15 protein-coding genes are annotated in these 14,696 nt (G+C 63.9%); 8 read left to right on the top strand and 7 right to left on the bottom strand.

The genetic code is table 11. From position 1 onward, the window contains the following. Positions 1–67: 67 nt before the first annotated feature. The 4 genes from D1641_RS03345 to D1641_RS03330 all read right to left on the bottom strand — a co-directional run bounded on the left by D1641_RS03345 (position 68) and on the right by D1641_RS03330 (position 4,952). Complete coding sequence (locus tag D1641_RS03345) at positions 68–2,014, bottom strand: hypothetical protein (RefSeq protein WP_160662984.1); 1,947 nt, start codon at positions 2,012–2,014, stop codon at positions 68–70. A gap of 16 nt (positions 2,015–2,030) precedes the next feature. After that, a complete protein-coding gene (locus D1641_RS03340; protein WP_160662983.1) occupies positions 2,031–3,410 on the bottom strand; it encodes a hypothetical protein in 1,380 nt (459 codons plus the stop codon). A gap of 280 nt (positions 3,411–3,690) precedes the next feature. Further along, entirely contained in the window at positions 3,691–4,584 is an 894-nt protein-coding gene (locus tag D1641_RS03335) for a M56 family metallopeptidase (RefSeq protein WP_160662982.1), read from the bottom strand. Next, positions 4,581–4,952 carry a BlaI/MecI/CopY family transcriptional regulator gene (locus D1641_RS03330; protein WP_160662981.1) on the bottom strand — a complete coding sequence of 124 codons (372 nt, stop codon included), beginning with the start codon at positions 4,950–4,952 and terminating at the stop codon, positions 4,581–4,583. Before D1641_RS03330 ends, D1641_RS03335 begins: the two co-directional genes overlap by 4 nt. Before the next feature lie 251 nt (positions 4,953–5,203). Here D1641_RS03330 and D1641_RS03325 point away from each other — a divergent pair, with 251 nt between their 5' ends. The 3 genes from D1641_RS03325 (at position 5,204) to D1641_RS03315 (ending at position 7,136) form a co-directional block, all read left to right on the top strand. Further along, positions 5,204–5,926, top strand: coding sequence for a WecB/TagA/CpsF family glycosyltransferase (locus D1641_RS03325; protein WP_160662980.1), 723 nt, complete (start codon positions 5,204–5,206; stop codon positions 5,924–5,926). 111 nt (positions 5,927–6,037) lie between these two features. Beyond that, positions 6,038–6,577: a DJ-1 family glyoxalase III gene (locus D1641_RS03320; protein ID WP_160662979.1), complete on the top strand. Its 540-nt coding sequence runs from the start codon at positions 6,038–6,040 to the stop codon at positions 6,575–6,577. After that, on the top strand, positions 6,540–7,136 hold the full coding sequence (locus D1641_RS03315; protein WP_347707377.1) for a 5-formyltetrahydrofolate cyclo-ligase: 597 nt from the start codon (positions 6,540–6,542) through the stop codon (positions 7,134–7,136). Before D1641_RS03320 ends, D1641_RS03315 begins: the two co-directional genes overlap by 38 nt. 49 nt (positions 7,137–7,185) lie before the next feature. On the opposite strand, the gene D1641_RS03310 is transcribed toward D1641_RS03315, so the two are convergent. Then, positions 7,186–7,377 (bottom strand): hypothetical protein, encoded by a 192-nt coding sequence (locus D1641_RS03310; RefSeq protein ID WP_160662978.1) that lies wholly within the window; start codon positions 7,375–7,377, stop codon positions 7,186–7,188. A 117-nt stretch (positions 7,378–7,494) separates the two neighbouring features. Here D1641_RS03310 and mltG point away from each other — a divergent pair, with 117 nt between their 5' ends. The 5 genes from mltG (at position 7,495) to gluQRS (ending at position 12,833) form a co-directional block, all read left to right on the top strand. Continuing rightward, positions 7,495–8,688 (top strand): endolytic transglycosylase MltG, encoded by a 1,194-nt coding sequence (gene mltG, locus D1641_RS03305; RefSeq protein WP_160662977.1) that lies wholly within the window; start codon positions 7,495–7,497, stop codon positions 8,686–8,688. Positions 8,689–8,852: 164 nt separating this feature from the next. Continuing rightward, positions 8,853–10,070: a U32 family peptidase gene (locus tag D1641_RS03300; RefSeq protein ID WP_160662976.1), complete on the top strand. Its 1,218-nt coding sequence runs from the start codon at positions 8,853–8,855 to the stop codon at positions 10,068–10,070. Between the two features lie 162 nt (positions 10,071–10,232). Beyond that, the gene (locus D1641_RS03295; protein WP_160662975.1) at positions 10,233–10,610 is read left to right on the top strand and encodes a metallopeptidase family protein; all 378 of its coding nucleotides are present in this window, start codon (positions 10,233–10,235) and stop codon (positions 10,608–10,610) included. Positions 10,611–10,731: 121 nt separating this feature from the next. Continuing rightward, positions 10,732–11,916 carry an iron-containing alcohol dehydrogenase gene (locus tag D1641_RS03290; protein WP_160662974.1) on the top strand — a complete coding sequence of 395 codons (1,185 nt, stop codon included), beginning with the start codon at positions 10,732–10,734 and terminating at the stop codon, positions 11,914–11,916. Positions 11,917–11,918: 2 nt separating this feature from the next. Continuing rightward, positions 11,919–12,833 carry a tRNA glutamyl-Q(34) synthetase GluQRS gene (gene gluQRS, locus D1641_RS03285; protein WP_160662973.1) on the top strand — a complete coding sequence of 305 codons (915 nt, stop codon included), beginning with the start codon at positions 11,919–11,921 and terminating at the stop codon, positions 12,831–12,833. A gap of 15 nt (positions 12,834–12,848) precedes the next feature. Here the strand turns inward: gluQRS and nrdR are convergent, their stop codons facing one another. Continuing rightward, positions 12,849–13,304: a transcriptional regulator NrdR gene (gene nrdR / locus D1641_RS03280; RefSeq protein WP_160662972.1), complete on the bottom strand. Its 456-nt coding sequence runs from the start codon at positions 13,302–13,304 to the stop codon at positions 12,849–12,851. Between the two features lie 150 nt (positions 13,305–13,454). Further along, positions 13,455–14,645: a helix-turn-helix transcriptional regulator gene (locus D1641_RS03275; protein WP_160662971.1), complete on the bottom strand. Its 1,191-nt coding sequence runs from the start codon at positions 14,643–14,645 to the stop codon at positions 13,455–13,457. Between the last annotated feature and the right edge of the window lie 51 nt (positions 14,646–14,696).

Below are 14,696 nucleotides of genomic sequence, written 5' to 3'. Positions count from 1 at the left end.
GGGGGACTCCTTTCATGGTAAGCCTTCCCCTTTAGGGGAAGGTGGTGACGGATGAGGCCGGTACAGCTCAGCCGGGGAAGCTGTTGGTCAGGGCGACCGCCGGGCCCAGCCGGTAGGCCCCGTTCTCATAGACCACGGGGAAGCTGGCCTCAGCCATATAGCCCAGGGTGTTGTTGGTAAAATCCACCCCCAGCTCACAGAAGAGTTTTCCCTCCTCCTGGCGGAAGCGGATGACATTGCCCACCCCCATCTCGCCGTCAAAATAGCCGGTCAGCTCGGTGATGTCCATAAGAAACTCCTGGTCCCCGCTGGCAAGGCGGGCGATGCGCCCGTCGGGGCTGACGGTGATCTCCAGGGGGACCTGGCTGTAATCGGGGAGGGTATAGGTCATGGTGTCCAGGTCAAAGAGGTACAGCGCCTCGCTCCAGGCCCCGGTGCCCCAGCCCCAGAACAGGGCCGCCGCCGCTTCGGGCCTGCCGTCGGAGTCGAAGTCGTCCACCAGCAGGAGGGGGCTTTTGCTATATTTGCCGTTGCCGCCCCAGAACAGGGGAAAATACTCCGCCCTGTTCTGATACCGCAGGACAATGCCGTAACAGGGAAGATACCCGCTCCCCAGCCAGGCGTCGTCCCCGTCGGACGTCTTGCCCACCACGCCGTAGAGGGTGACGTCGTAGGCTTCATCATAGGCCAGGGGCAGGAGGAGGTCCTGCCAGCAGTCCTGGCGGGAGACGTTGTACAGGTTCTCCACCGCTTCCCGGGGCAGGTCTCTGGGGTCCAGGTTTTTTATCGCGGAGGTCTCCTCCTCAGTGAGCAGCTCGAAGGGCTCGTCCAGCAGGCACTCCGGGGTGATGCCGATGTCCAGCCGGACGGGCTGCCAAATTTCCTCCGTGCAGACCTGGACACGGCTCAGATTGTCATAGCTGCGGGCGGAGCTGCCCACCGGCTCAAAGGGGAAGAACAGGTCGGCCGTGAGGGTCTGGGAGCCGTCGTCGGTCTGGGCCCAGAGGGTGAAGCACTCCTCCCCCAGCCCCGACGGGGACCTGTTCGGGCTGGAGACCAGGCCGGTGACCCGCCAGCCGCCGGAGTCGCGGGTGTATCCGTTCAGCCATTGCAGAGCCTGGAAGTAGACTGGCATGGGCAGCTCTGCGGCGCTGCTCCGGTCGTAGTAGAACAGCTCGTCGGTCTCCAGCTGCCACATGGAGGCGGGCTCGTCCTTCCCCCATTCAAACTCCGGGTTGACGGTGTAGACATCCACCCCGCCAGGGGCCAGCAGGGCAAGCCGGCTGTCCCAGTAGGCCTCATATTCTTCAAAGGCCCCCCGGGGGCCCTCAGGAGGGTCATTCACAAGGCGCGCGTCCCCCTCCACCGGCCAGATCCAGTTCAGATACTCGCTGTCGTCAAAGCGGAGCACCCCCGCCTGGCCGGTGTACTGGCCGTTCTCCTGGCCGTTGAAGGTGTACAGCAGGCAGGGCTTGCCGTCGTAGTTCTGGAAGGTGACCACGTTAGCCGCGCCGTTCTTCAGCGAGCGGTGGAACGTGGACCAGGCCAGCTCCTGGGTCTCCCGGTCCATCACCCCCAGGATCAGGGTGTTCTCCAGGTGGTCCTCCACCAGGGCGGCCCCCAGGATGTAGTCCTCCCCCCAGATGGAGTCCAGCAGCCGGGCGGTGGGGTCCTGGAAGGGCCGCAGTGTGTCGGCGGACTGGAACAGGGCCTGGAGCAGCCCGTACTCCACATCGTTCCGGGGCTGGTAGTCGGCGGCCAGGGCGGACTGCCGGAGTTCGGGCGGGTGCTCCGGAATGGACACGTTCCCCGGCTGGGAGGTTTTTTCCGCCTCGGCCACCTGGCAGGACACCAGATTGCCGCAGAAAATGCACACGGCGAATATCAGCGCCAGAAACAGGGCCGGAGGCCGCTTTTTGGGCCCGGAGATAATATTTTTGATGCGCAGCTCGGTCACCCTGGCCGACCCGGACAGAGGGGTGGAGAAGGGCGTGCGGGGCATTTTCTCTTTCATGTCCATTTCCTTTCTGTCAATCATCGGAGAAGAATCCGATTCCGCTGGTCAGGTTGTACAGGTCCCAGCAGCCCAGGGGCTCGCCGTCGGCGATATCGGGCCGGGATAGGCACCACTCCCAGAGGCTCTGTGCCCCATACAGCTCGGTGCCCGGCTGGTTGCCCCTGGCCTCGGGGGAGTAGAGGATAAACCACGCGCCGGGCCGGAGGGCGTTTCCGTCTCCGTCGGTGAAGCCGTTGGGACCGCTGGAGATTTTGTGGAAGCCGTCTTCGTCCCACTCCTTGCCCACGGGGTATTTGGTGTCCAGCACCAGCTCCTCCAAAGTGAGGGACCAGGAGTGCTTGGTGAGCTGGACAAAGTCTCCCAGCTTTCCGTGGAACTGGCAGACATACTGGATGGAGCCGTCGGAGTCGTGGTAGTCCCCGGTAAAGGTGCCGTCCGGGTTCAGGTCCAGCCCGGTGCACCACGCCCCCGCCCCGCTGAGGAAAATCATACTGAGGGGCTGATCAAAGGGCAGGGTATCCACCGCCCCCACAGGCTCCGGCGCGGGATAGGCGGCGGTCATGGCCGCCTGGAAGTCCCGCAGATTCTCCTCCAAAGATTTGTCCGGGTTTCGAGTAAAGATGTCCGGGTAAGCGTCCAGCCAGGGCAGGGGCAGCTCCGGCTCCTCCGCCACCAACTCCCCGTCCCGCACCACCAGCCGCCAGGCGTGGCTGAACAGCCCAAGGCTGGGGCATTCGGTGGTGCCGTTGAGCTCCTCCACATAGGTGGCGATGGCCGCCGGGTCGAAGCCGTTGTGGAAGGGGGCGTTGAAGTTCAGGTCAAATTGGACGCTGTTGGACTGGATGACCTCCTCAAACTCCCCGGAAAGGTTGCCGATATGGTAGCTGTAGAAGTAGACTCCCGGATAGTCGTTATCATCATAACAGCGCAGGATATAGTCCTGCCCGCCGGTGTAGCTGTAGACGCAGACCCCCGGCTGCTCCCGGTCGATGAGCGTCTCCCCCTCCCAGAACTGTACCTCCTCGTCGATGTAACCGCTGGGCCGGTGCTCCACCACCAGACGCACCTCCTCCGGAATACCGTTGTGGTTCAGGTCGAAGCTCAGCTCTGAGGCGGGCAGGTACTCAGGCTCTTTCGGTTCCGGTTGAGAGAGGTTTTTCGGCTGGGAGACGTCCTCTGTCCGGGAGGTATCGGGCGGATCGGTCTCCGCCTCAGCCACCTGGCAGGACACCAGATTGCCGCACAGCAGGCAGACAGAGAACACCAGCGCCAGAAACAGGACCGGGGGCTGCTTTTTGGGCCCGGAGAGGATATTTTTAATCCGCAGCTGGGTGGTTTTGGCCGACCCGGAAAGAGGGGTGGAGAAGGGCGTGTGGGGCATTTTGTCTTTCATGGGAGAACTCCTTTCGTAGTAAGCCTCCTTTTTTGAAAGGAGGTGTCTGGCCGCAGGCCAGACGGAGGATTGTATTTCGGCGAAGCCGAAATATGCGCAGCATACAAGGGCTTTGAGCCCTCTGTAGGGGCGGACATTGTCCGCCCGCTTTTTCGGACCCGGCCTGTTAATGGCGGGCGCACAATGTGCTCCCCTACACAACCGCCTGATTCCAACGGCGCGCCGGGGTCGTCGCGCCCTACACACATCGCCTCCCCCTTGCGGGGGCCTTTTTGCGCGTTTAATCGGCCTTCCTCTGCAATCTCGCCACCGCGTCCAGGATGGTCTGGCCGTAGGCGGAGAAGTCGGATTTTGGGAGGGAGCGCAGGGCGTCCTCGTCGCAGGCCAGCTCGATATCCCGCTCCACCAGCCGGACCATATACCACGCCAACGGGTTAAACCAGTGCAGGGCGTTGACCCACATGGCCAGACCCTTGAGCCAGATATCCCGGCGGCGGTAGTGGGTGAGCTCGTGGAGCAGGGAGAAGCCCAGGGCCTCGCCGGACACCCCCTCCTGGGGCAGGAGGATGGCGGGGCGGAGCATTCCAGCCAGCATGGGCACCTTCAGCCCCTGGCACATGAGCAGACGGGGCCGCTTGTGGAGGCCCAGCCGGTCCCCCAGCTGGTTAAAGGCGGCGATAGCGGCCCCGTCGGTGACGGGGGCGGACCACCGGCGCAGGTAGGACAAAAACCGCAGATGGGCCCAGACGTTCCACAGCAGCATGGCCGCCGCCCCGGCCAGCCACACGCCCAGCAGGATCTTGGCGGGGTCGATGGGGTTCCTGGAGGGAGACTCATGCTTGATATTGCCGGAGCCGCTCCAGGCGTGGCCGGGCTGGTGCGGTTCTTTCGGCGCTCCGGGCGCGAGCGCCTCCCCCGAGCCGGAAGCGGCGGGCGGCATAGGCTGGACCGCCGGGGGCGGGTTGGGGATGTCCACCTGGATGGGGGCCCTGGTCTCCACGTGGGGGAGCAGGGGGAGGGGGACGGCCAGCCGCAGGCACAGCAGCAGCCAGGCCCAGCACCGCCACCTGGCCCCGTAGCGGCCCCAGGTGGTTTTCCCTGCCAGGGCCAGCAGAATTACAGCGGCGGAGCCCCCCAACGTGAGAGCCCCCAGGGTGAGAAAAATCTGATTCATTCCGTACGCCCTCCGCCCAGCTGGTCCAGCAGGGCACGCAGGTCCTCCAGCTCGCCCTGAGCGAAGCCCTCCCGGGCCAGGGCGGCCACGAAGTTCCGGGGGGAGCCGTAGAGCCGGTCCAGCACCGCCCGGCTGTCGAAGGCCTGATAGGTCTCCTGGTCTACCAGGGGGGTGTACAGATTGCTTTTGCCCTCCCGGCGGACGGCGGCGAAACCCTTGTCCACCAGGCGGGAGAGGTAGGTGTTGATGGTGTTGGCGGCCCAGCCGAAGGGGGCCAGCCGGTCCTCCAGGGTGGCCCGGGGGGTGTCCGGCCCGGTGGCCCACAGGGCCTTCATGACCTCGAGCTCAGTGTCGGGAAGCCGTTTCATAGGATCACATCCACTTCAAATGTAGTTGATTATTATACTACACTTGAAGTAGATGAGAGTCAAGTTACAGAGTAGTTACAAAAAACTTCATAGAATTTTCATAGACTTTTTTGGCCTTCCATGATAGAATGGCAGAGCGTATAAGGAAAAGTATGCCTGTCCCTGTTTGAGCGGCTGTCCGGCTGGGAAGCATTGAACTGTCGGACAAAACAGGGACAGACGAGGGCGCTGACAGGCGCGTGGAGGTTCATTTGAAAAGAGAAGTATTAGGCATCCGCTTTGACGACCTGACCCGTGAGGAGGCCGCCCAGGCGGGCTCCGCCCTGCTGGCGGAGGACAAATTTCACTATGTAGTCACTCCCAATCCGGAGTTTATCCTGGCGGCGGAGAAGGACGCCGCCTTCCGCCAGGTCCTCAACGAGGCCGATCTGGTCCTGGCCGACGGCATCGGGGTGGTCTACTCCGCCAAGCTCCAGGGCACCCCTCTGAAAGGCCGGGTGCCCGGCATCGAGTTCGCCGCGGACATGCTGGCCTGTCTGAACAGGACGGGCGGGCGGCTCTATCTCCTGGGGGCCAAGCCCGGCGTGGCCGAGGAGGCGGGGCAGCGCATTCTGGAGCGGCACCCCAACATCACCCTGTGCGGCACCCAGGACGGCTATTTTCAGGATGAGGAGGCCGCCTTGCTGAAGGTGGCCGCCGCCCGGCCCGACCTGCTCTTCGTCTGCCTGGGGGCACCCAAGCAGGAGAAGTGGATGGCCCGGTGGGGCAGGCACACCGGCGCGCGGCTGGCCATCGGCCTGGGGGGGGCGCTGGACGTCTTCGCCGGGAGGGTGGAGCGGGCCCCCGAGTCCTGGCAGAGGCTGGGCCTGGAGTGGGCCTACCGGCTGAAAAAGGAGCCCCAGCGGGCCGGCCGGATGGCCAAGCTCCCCCTGGTGCTGGTGAAGGCGGCGGGGGAGCGGTTCAAGAAGGCGTAGGGCGCGACGACCCGGCGCGCCGTTTGCCCGGCGCATGTTGGAGCGGGCGGACAGTGTCCGCCCCTACAGAGATGTGCCCCAATATCATTTTGATTTTAGGAGGACAAAAGGATGGTATACATTCTGTTAGCCCCCGGCTTTGAGGAGATCGAGGCCCTGGCCCCCGCCGACCTGCTGCGCCGGGCGGGGATCGAGACGGCGCTGGTGTCCGTCACCGGAGAGCCCGTCCCGGGCAGCCACGGCATCACCGTCACCGCCGACGTGACCCTGGACGAGGTAGACCTGTCCAAAATGGACATGGTGGTCCTGCCCGGGGGCGGGCCGGGGTATAAGAACCTGGGGAAGGACCCCCGGGTGGAGGCGCTGGTCCGGGAGGCGGTCAAGCGGGACATCTGGGTAGCCGCCATCTGTGCCGCCCCTACCCTCCTGGGCCGCTGGGGCCTGCTGGAGGGCAAAAAGGCTATCTGCTACCCCGGCATGGAGGATCAGCTCACCGGAGCCCTGGTGCAGACGGCGCCAGGCGAGATAAGAGACGGCAAGATCATCACCGGCCGGGCCGCCGGGGCCGCCTTCGACTTCGGACTGGCCCTCATCGAGGCTCTGGAGGGCAAGGGTGCGGCTCAGCAAGTGCGCAGTGCCATCTACTATTGACCTGGAGAAGGGGGAGCTGCGCCGCCGGGTGCGGGAGCGGCTGGCCGCCCTGACCCCAGAGGAGCTTGTCCGCAGCGACGATGCCCTCTTCACCCGCTTTCTGGCTCTGCCCCAGGTGAAGGAGGCCAAAACCGTCTTTGCCTTCCAGGGGATTCCCGCTAGAGAGCCGGACACCGCCCGCCTCATCGGCGAGCTGGTCCGCCGGGGCAAGACGGTGGGCCTGCCCCGGATGCTGCCAGAGCGCCGGATGGAGGTGCGCCGCTATGCTCCGGACAGGCCCCTGGTGAAGGCCTCCTTCGGCATCCTGGAGCCGGGGGAGGACTGTCCCCTGCTGCCCCGGGAGGAGATCGGCCTTGCGCTGGTCCCCGCCCTGTGCTATGACAGGCGGGGGTATCGCCTGGGCTTTGGCGGCGGGTATTACGACCGCTGGCTGGAGGGCTTTTCCGGAGTGAAAATCGGCCTGTGCCGGGGGGTGGTCCTCCAGGACCGGGTGCCGGTAGAGGCGCACGATGCCCGGGCAGACCTGCTGGTCACCGAGGAGGAGAGCCTGTCCTTCTGAGGACAGGGAAAGAAGCGGGAGACCCGCTCCCGCCCCTTTCGCTGTGTAGTCAGCAGCCGCAGTCGTTGTCGCAGCCGCAGCCACAGTCATTGTTGCAGCCGCAGCCGTTGTTGCAGCCACAGCCGTTGTTGCAGCCGCAGTTGTTGCCGCAGCCGTTGCCGCCCCAGCCGAAGAGGATGATAATCAGGATGATGATCCACAGCGCGCTGTTGCCGCCCCAACCGTTGTTCCCACAGAACATAACATTTCACCTCACTTGATTCCGCCGGGACGCTGTCCCCGCGTTCTGTACTATTCTATGGCCCCTGTTTGTCCCTGGTGACAGCCCTCAGGGGAAAATTGTTAGGAGCTGACCTGAATGTCTCAGGAGAACTATTACCACCAGTCCGGCCAGCGGCGCGGCGAGCACCGGGCCCCCTCCTCCCACGGGGAGCAGGGGGGGAGCGGCCGCTCTGACCGCCCTCAGGGGGAGCACTCCCGCCGGCCCAGAAAGAAAAAACGCCGCTCTGCGGGCCGCACTGCCGCCCTGGTGCTGCTGTATGTGACGGCGGTCATCGGCCTGTCGGTTCTGCTGGCCTGCGTGGGCTGGCGGATGGCGGAGGACGTGCTGGCGCTGAAGAAGGACTTTAAGGAGGTCACCTTCACCATCACCCCGGAGGACGACTTTGAGGATGTAGTGAACCGGATGGAGAAGGAGGAGCTGATCGAGTATAAGCTGCTCTTCAACATCTTCGCGTCCATCACCCACAAAAAGGACAGCTTTTCCCCGGGGACCTACACCCTGAACACCGACATGGACTACCGTGCCCTGCTGGCCGGTATCCGGGCCAACTCCGCCAACCGCTCCCAGGTCCGGGTGAGCATCCCGGAGGGCTATAACATCGACCAGATTTTCGCCCTGCTGGTGGAGAAGGGGGCCGCCTCCTCAGTGGAGGAGCTGCGTGAGACTGCCGCCAATCACGACTACGCCTTCTCCTTCCTTCAGGATATCCCCCTGGGAGACTACCACCGGCTGGAGGGCTATCTCATGCCCTCGACCTACGACTTCTATACTCCCCACGACCCGGTCCTGGCGCTGAACAAGCTGATGGTCTTTTTTGACAGTCAGGTCACCGACGACATGCGGGAGAAGATCGCCGCCTCTGAATACAGCCTTCGGGAGATTCTCACCATCGCCTCCCTCATCGAGCGGGAGACCACCGGCTCGGACCGCACGGAGATTTCCGCCGTCATCCACAACCGGCTGAAGCACCCCGACGCCGGCACCCAGGGCTACCTTCAGATCGACGCCACCCTGGTGTATATCAACGGCGGCAAGGAGCCCACCGCCGCCGACCGGGAGATCGACTCCCCTTACAACACCTACAAGTATAAGGGCCTGCCCCCCGGACCTATCGCGAACCCGGGCATGGAGTCCATTGTGGCCGCCATGAACCCGGCGGACAGCGACAATTATTACTATGCTCTGGGCGACGACAAGACCCACCACTTCTTCAAGACCTACGACCAGCTGCAAAAGTTCATCGCCAGCCAGGAGCGGTACAAGGGCTAGTGTGGAAGGAAAAGCCTCCCTTTGAAAAGGGAGGTGGCATTTGCGGAGCAAATGACGGAGGGTTTTCCCCTATCGAAACGCATCTGTCTCGTTAGGAGAAAACCCCCGCCCGCTTTGCGGGAGCCCCCTTTGCGAAGGGGGCCTTTTTTAAGGAGAGATTTGTCATGAAGAGCCTTGAGCTCCTCGCCCCGGCGGGGGACATGGAACGGCTGGAGATGGCGGTGGCCTACGGGGCAGACGCCGTCTATCTGGCGGGGAACACCTTTGGAATGCGGGCCTTTGCCGGAAACTTTTCTCCCGAGGAGCTGAAACGGGCGGTGGCACTCTGTCGTGCCCGGGAGGTGCGGGTCCATGTCACCTGCAACACCATGCCCCGGAACGGCGAAGTCTGCCGCCTGCCGGAGTGGCTGGAGTATCTGGAGGAGCTGGGGGTGGACGCCGTCATTTTAGCTGATGTGGGCGTTCTGGCCCTGACGAAGCGGTACGCCCCCCACGTCCAGGTCCACATTTCCACCCAGGCCAGCGTAGTGAACTACCAGTCCGCCCGGGCATGGCACGAGCTGGGGGCCGGCCGGGTAATTTTGGCCCGGGAGATGTCTCTGGAGGAGATCAGGGAAATCCGGGCCAGGACGCCCCCTGAGCTGGAGCTGGAGGTCTTTGCCCATGGAGCCATGTGCGTCAGCTACTCCGGGCGGTGCCTGCTGTCCAACTATATGACCGGCCGGGACTCCAACCGGGGCTCCTGCGCCCAGCCCTGCCGCTATCAGTACGCCCTCATGGAGGAGAAGCGGCCGGGGGAGTATTTTCCCGTTTATGAGGAGAACGGGGAGACCTACATCATGAACTCCCGGGATATGTGTATGATTGACCATATGGGAGAGCTGGCGGAGGCCGGGGTGGATTCGGTGAAGCTGGAGGGGCGGGCCAAGTCGGCCTACTATGCCGCCGTCGTCACCGGGGCCTACCGCCACGCCATTGACGCCGCAGCAGCAGGGGTCCCCCTGGACCCGGTATGGCGGGACGAGGTGGAGCACATCAGCCACCGGCACTACTCCACCGGCTTCTTCTACGGCCAGCCGGGGCAGTTCACCGAGAACGCCCGGTATGTCCGGGACTGGCAGATCGTGGCCAAGGTGCAGTCCTGCGACGGGGAGGGGAACGCTGTCCTGACCCTGAATAATAAGTTCCGGGTGGGCGACGCCCTGGAGCTGGTGGGCCCCGACGTCCGGCCCCAGGCCCTTACCGTGGAGGGGCTGTGGGACGGGGAAGGCCTCCCCCTGGAGGAGGTCCGCACCCCCCAGATGGTTTTCCGCATGAGGCTGCCCCGGCAGGTCCCGCCCCTGTCCCTGCTGCGGCGGAAGGCGGACCTGTCGCCGGTGTAGGGGCGCACATTGTGCGCCCGCATGAAACAGGTCCGGAATACGGCGGGCGGACAATGTCCGCCCCTACAAAGAAACAACGTGGGACCCGCCCCCCTGGGCGGGTCATCCTGAATAGACTGTTGGCCCGCCGAGGGCGGCGGGCCCCACATGAGGAGTGAAGATATGACCCCCACCTACGACCAAATGGGCGACTGGCTGGAGGCGATTGCCCAGGAGTTTCCGGAGGCCTTTTTCGAGGACCTGGACGGGGGCATCCAGCTGGAGGAAAAAGCCAACCCAGACCCGGCCTTCCCCCCGGGCGAGATGTATATCATGGGGGAGTACGTCCACAGCAATCTGGGCCGTTATATTGTGCTGTACTACGGCTCCTTCGCCGCCCTGCTCAGAGATGAGGACGAGGAGGGCTGGAGGGACGAAATCTTCGCCACCGTGGCCCACGAGTTCACCCACCACCTGGAGGAAACCGCCGGGCTCCACGCTCTGGACGACAAGGACCTGGAGTTTCTCCGGGATGCGCTGGCGGAATATGAGGACGAGTAAGCAAAACGCAGTTTTCCGCTAAAGTTCTTTTTCGGTTCCTTTTTCTTTCAAGAAAAAGGAACAAAATTGCGGAGATTCGATCTCACCGATCATTCTATATTGAGAAAGGAAGTCTTTAATCATGGAAAACTTTATCTACTACACCCCCACAGAGGTAGTCTTTGGCCGGGGCGGCGCGGACCAGGCCGGGGAGCTGGTCAAGCAGGCAGGAGCCACCAAGGTGCTCATCCATTACGGCGGCCAGAGCGCGGTGAAGTCCGGGCTCATTGACCGGACCAAGGCCGCCCTGGACAGGGCCGGCGTGGCCCACGTGGAGCTGGGCGGCGTGGTGCCCAACCCCCACCTGGACAAGGTGCGGGAGGGCATCGCCCTGTGCAGGGAGGCCGGGGTGGACTTTATCCTGGCAGTGGGAGGAGGCTCAGTCATCGACTCCGCCAAGGCCATCGCCTACGGCCTGGGCGAGCCGGACAAGGACGTGTGGGAGCTGTTCCAGCACGTCCGGGAGGCCAGGGCCTGCCTGCCGGTTGCCTCCATTCTGACTATCGCCGCCGCGGGCAGCGAGATGAGCAACAGCTGCGTAATCACCAACCAGGATACCGGGGAGAAGCGGGCCTACAACGACGACATCAGCCGGCCCAAATTCACCGTCATGGACCCGGAGCTCACCATGACCCTGCCGGATTACCAGACTCAGTCGGGCTGCGCCGACATCATCATGCACACCATGGAGCGGTATTTCACCGGCGTGGACCATCCCATGGAGCTGACCGACGGCCTGGCTGAGGCCCTGATGCGCACCGTGATGAAGTACGCCCAGGTTCTCCACCAGGACCCGAAGAACTACGAGGCCCGGGCGGAGGTCATGTGGGCCGGCTCCCTGGCGCACAACGGCCTGACCGGCTGCGGCACCGAGGGGGGCGACTGGACTACCCACATGCTGGAGCACGAGCTGGGCGGCATGTTTGACGTCACCCACGGTGCCGGTCTGGCGGCTGTCTGGTCCAGCTGGGCCCGGTATGTCTACAAGGACAATCTGCCCAGGTTTGTAAAGTATGCCGTCAACGTCATGGGTGTGACCCCCGGGGCCAGCGACGAGGAGACCGCCCTGAAGGGCATCGCCGCCATGGAGGACTTCTACCGCAGCATCGCCATGCCCACCAACCTGCGGGAGCTGGGAATCGCCCCCACCGAGGAGCAGATTCTCCAGATGGCCAAGTCCTGCGCCCAGGCCACCGGCGGCAGCAAGGGCGCCATCAAGGTTCTGTATGAGGCAGACATGGCGGCCATCTACCGCATGGCTCTGTAAAAATGGCGGAGGCTGTCCGGGGGCGCTTCGCCCCCAGCCCCAGCGGGCGGATGCACCTGGGCAACCTGTGGTCCTGCCTGCTGGCCTGGCTGGCCGCCCGGAGCGCCGGCGGGGAGATAGTCCTCCGGCTGGAGGACCTGGACCCAGACAGGTGCCGCCGGGAGTACTGCGACCAGATTATGCGGGACCTGGAGTGGCTGGGCCTGGACTGGGACGGACAGCCGGTATACCAGTCTGAACGGACCGCAAGCTATGCGGCGGCCTTCCGGGAGCTGGAGGGGCAGGGGCTCATTTACCCCTGCTTCTGTACCCGGGCGGAGCGGCTGGCCGCCTCCGCCCCCCACCAGTCCGACGGGACGGCTGTCTATAACGGCCGGTGCGCCCGGCTGACGGCGGAGGAGCGGGCGGAGCTGTCCAAGTCCCGCCGCCCCGCCTGGCGGGTCCGGGTTCCGGAAAAGACGATTACTTTTTGTGATTTGCTCCAGAAGAATTACAGGGAGGACTTAAAACGGGAGTGCGGGGACTTCATCCTCCGCCGGTCCGACGGGGTGTTTGCCTACCAGCTGGCCGTGGTGGTGGACGACGCCATCATGGGGGTCAATCAGGTGGTGCGGGGGAGGGACCTGCTGTCCTCCACCCCCCGGCAGCTGTGGCTCCAGGACCGGCTGGGCCTGCCTCACCCGGAATACGGCCACCTGCCCCTTCTCCTGGCCCCCGACGGCCGGCGGCTGGCCAAGCGGGACCGGGACCTGGAGCTGGGCCGGCTTCAGGAGGAGTACACCGCCCCCCAGCTGGTGGGTCTGCTGGCTCACGCCGCCCGCCTCACCGACCGCCCTGAGGCGGCCACCCCCCAAGAGCTGCTGCCCCTCTTTTCCTGGGAAAAGCTGCCCAAGGAGAACATAGAAGCGCCCCGCTGACGCGGGGCGCTTTGCTCATTTATCCTCCAGGAGCTTGTTGAGCTCGGTCATGAAGGTGTTGATGTCCTTGAACTGGCGGTAGACCGAGGCGAAGCGGACATAGGCCACCTCGTCCAGCTTTTTCAGACGCTCCATCACCAGCTCGCCGATCTGGGCGGAGCTGACCTCCCGGTCCATCTGGTTCTGCAGGGCCTGCTCAATCTCCATTACGGTATTTTCCAGGGTCTGATAGGACACCGGTCGTTTCTCACAGGCGCGGATCAGGCCGCCCAGCACCTTGTTCCGGTCGAAGCTCTGGCGGCTGCCGTCCTTTTTGACCACCATCAGGGGCAGGCTCTCCACCGTCTCATAGGTGGTAAAGCGCTTGTGGCAGGACAGGCACTCCCGGCGGCGGCGGATGCTTGACCCCTCGTCGGCGGGACGGGAATCCACCACCTTGCTCTCCAGATAACCGCAGTAAGGACATTTCATGGCGCATACCTCCTGTTGTGCTCGGGGGTAATTCTAATACCATTATACCACAGGATATGGGGCGCGTACAAGTCCCTTTGACAATTTTCAGAGGAGAATTTCTTAAAATTCCCAGTCTGTCAGACCGTCGACCCAGGGCGTGGAGGGCAGCTAGTTCCCGCTCGCTTCGTCATAGACCCGCACCTCGCCGGGATAAACCCGCTGCCGGCCATACTCGTCGGTATAGACGGCCGCCTCACAGTACTGGTGACCGGGCTCCAGGGTGACGTCCTGGGGCCGCCGCCAGATATACTCCTCCGTGGGCGTTCCGTTCCGGCTTGTGGTCTCTATGCCGCCCTGATACCACAGGAGCAGCTTCCGGTCCTGAAACAGACCCACCTGAAGCTCGGCGGGGGGCTGGGGATACCAGCTCAGAGCTCCGCGATACTGGTCGCGATTGTCCAGAACCTTGAGCCCCTGCCTGACGTCGCCTTCCGTGGATATCTGGTGGGCCAAAACGCCGTCCCTTCCCTCAAGCCAGAGTGTGCTGCTCACAAAGAGATCAGGTAAGGTGCTGCTGTACAGGTCATAGAAGTCGTCCAGCCATTGAGTCTCCCGCTTGTCTCCGGTGATGAGCACTGCCGACAAGTCGATCTGGTCGGAGAGGGGGCAGGTGATCTGCCCAGTAAAGGCGTGGTCCGCCCCCGGATCCACCGGCAGCTCCACGGTGTCCTCCCCGCTGCAGGCCACGAACAGGGCTGTCATCCCCTCCACATAGGTCCGGGGCACCACCCGAATCTGAAAGGTGACGGTGTTGGCCCGGAGGTCGGTGGAGACTGGATCGGCGGACCACTCCGCCGTCAGATTGTTCTGGCTTTTCAGGATGTTCTCCACCCGGCCGGTGATGGAGCTGATCTGCCGGTCCACAGAGCTCTGTACGTTGTATATGGAGTCGTGCAGGCCGTTGTACTGCTGCTCCATCTCCCTGATCTTGCTGCTGGTGCCGACAAGCAGAGCGATCATAATGCCGCACATGGCGAAGAGAAAGCGCACCGACCACTGGTCCCACACCGACTTCCGGGGCTCGGGCTGGGCGGCCTGGTAGCGGGACAGGATGTCCTCCACCAGCTTCTCCTGGTCCGGGCTGACCGTTTCAGGCGTAGTCTCTTCCACCCCCAGCAGCCAGCCCACCGGGACAGAGAAAATCCTGCTCAGGGTGATGAGCTTGTCGATCTCGGGCAGGGAGGCGTCAGACTCCCATTTGTAGATGGCCTGCCGGGATACCCCCAGCTGCTCCCCCAGCCCCTCCTGGGACAGGCCCAGCTCCTTGCGCTTTTGGGCGATGCGTTGTCCGATTGTCATGATATTCGCCCTCCTTTCGCCTCCAACATACCACCAGAAACCGCCCGTCCG

Source organism: Colidextribacter sp. OB.20 (genome assembly GCF_009911595.1).
In the GTDB taxonomy this organism is placed as follows: domain Bacteria; phylum Bacillota; class Clostridia; order Oscillospirales; family Oscillospiraceae; genus Lawsonibacter.
The sequence above is the reverse complement of the archived record's forward strand: the minus strand, read 5'-3'. Positions and strand labels throughout refer to the sequence as shown.

Coding starts and splice junctions, on each gene's coding strand:
- D1641_RS03295 (WP_160662975.1), top strand. CDS start 10,233: ATGACCCCCACCTACGACCAAATGGGCGACTGGCTGGAGGCGATTGCC.
- mltG (WP_160662977.1), top strand. CDS start 7,495: ATGTCTCAGGAGAACTATTACCACCAGTCCGGCCAGCGGCGCGGCGAG.
- nrdR (WP_160662972.1), bottom strand. CDS start 13,304: ATGAAATGTCCTTACTGCGGTTATCTGGAGAGCAAGGTGGTGGATTCC.
- D1641_RS03330 (WP_160662981.1), bottom strand. CDS start 4,952: ATGAAACGGCTTCCCGACACTGAGCTCGAGGTCATGAAGGCCCTGTGG.
- gluQRS (WP_160662973.1), top strand. CDS start 11,919: ATGGCGGAGGCTGTCCGGGGGCGCTTCGCCCCCAGCCCCAGCGGGCGG.
- D1641_RS03335 (WP_160662982.1), bottom strand. CDS start 4,584: ATGAATCAGATTTTTCTCACCCTGGGGGCTCTCACGTTGGGGGGCTCC.
- D1641_RS03300 (WP_160662976.1), top strand. CDS start 8,853: ATGAAGAGCCTTGAGCTCCTCGCCCCGGCGGGGGACATGGAACGGCTG.
- D1641_RS03310 (WP_160662978.1), bottom strand. CDS start 7,377: ATGTTCTGTGGGAACAACGGTTGGGGCGGCAACAGCGCGCTGTGGATC.
- D1641_RS03340 (WP_160662983.1), bottom strand. CDS start 3,410: ATGAAAGACAAAATGCCCCACACGCCCTTCTCCACCCCTCTTTCCGGG.
- D1641_RS03290 (WP_160662974.1), top strand. CDS start 10,732: ATGGAAAACTTTATCTACTACACCCCCACAGAGGTAGTCTTTGGCCGG.
- D1641_RS03320 (WP_160662979.1), top strand. CDS start 6,038: ATGGTATACATTCTGTTAGCCCCCGGCTTTGAGGAGATCGAGGCCCTG.
- D1641_RS03345 (WP_160662984.1), bottom strand. CDS start 2,014: ATGAAAGAGAAAATGCCCCGCACGCCCTTCTCCACCCCTCTGTCCGGG.
- D1641_RS03275 (WP_160662971.1), bottom strand. CDS start 14,645: ATGACAATCGGACAACGCATCGCCCAAAAGCGCAAGGAGCTGGGCCTG.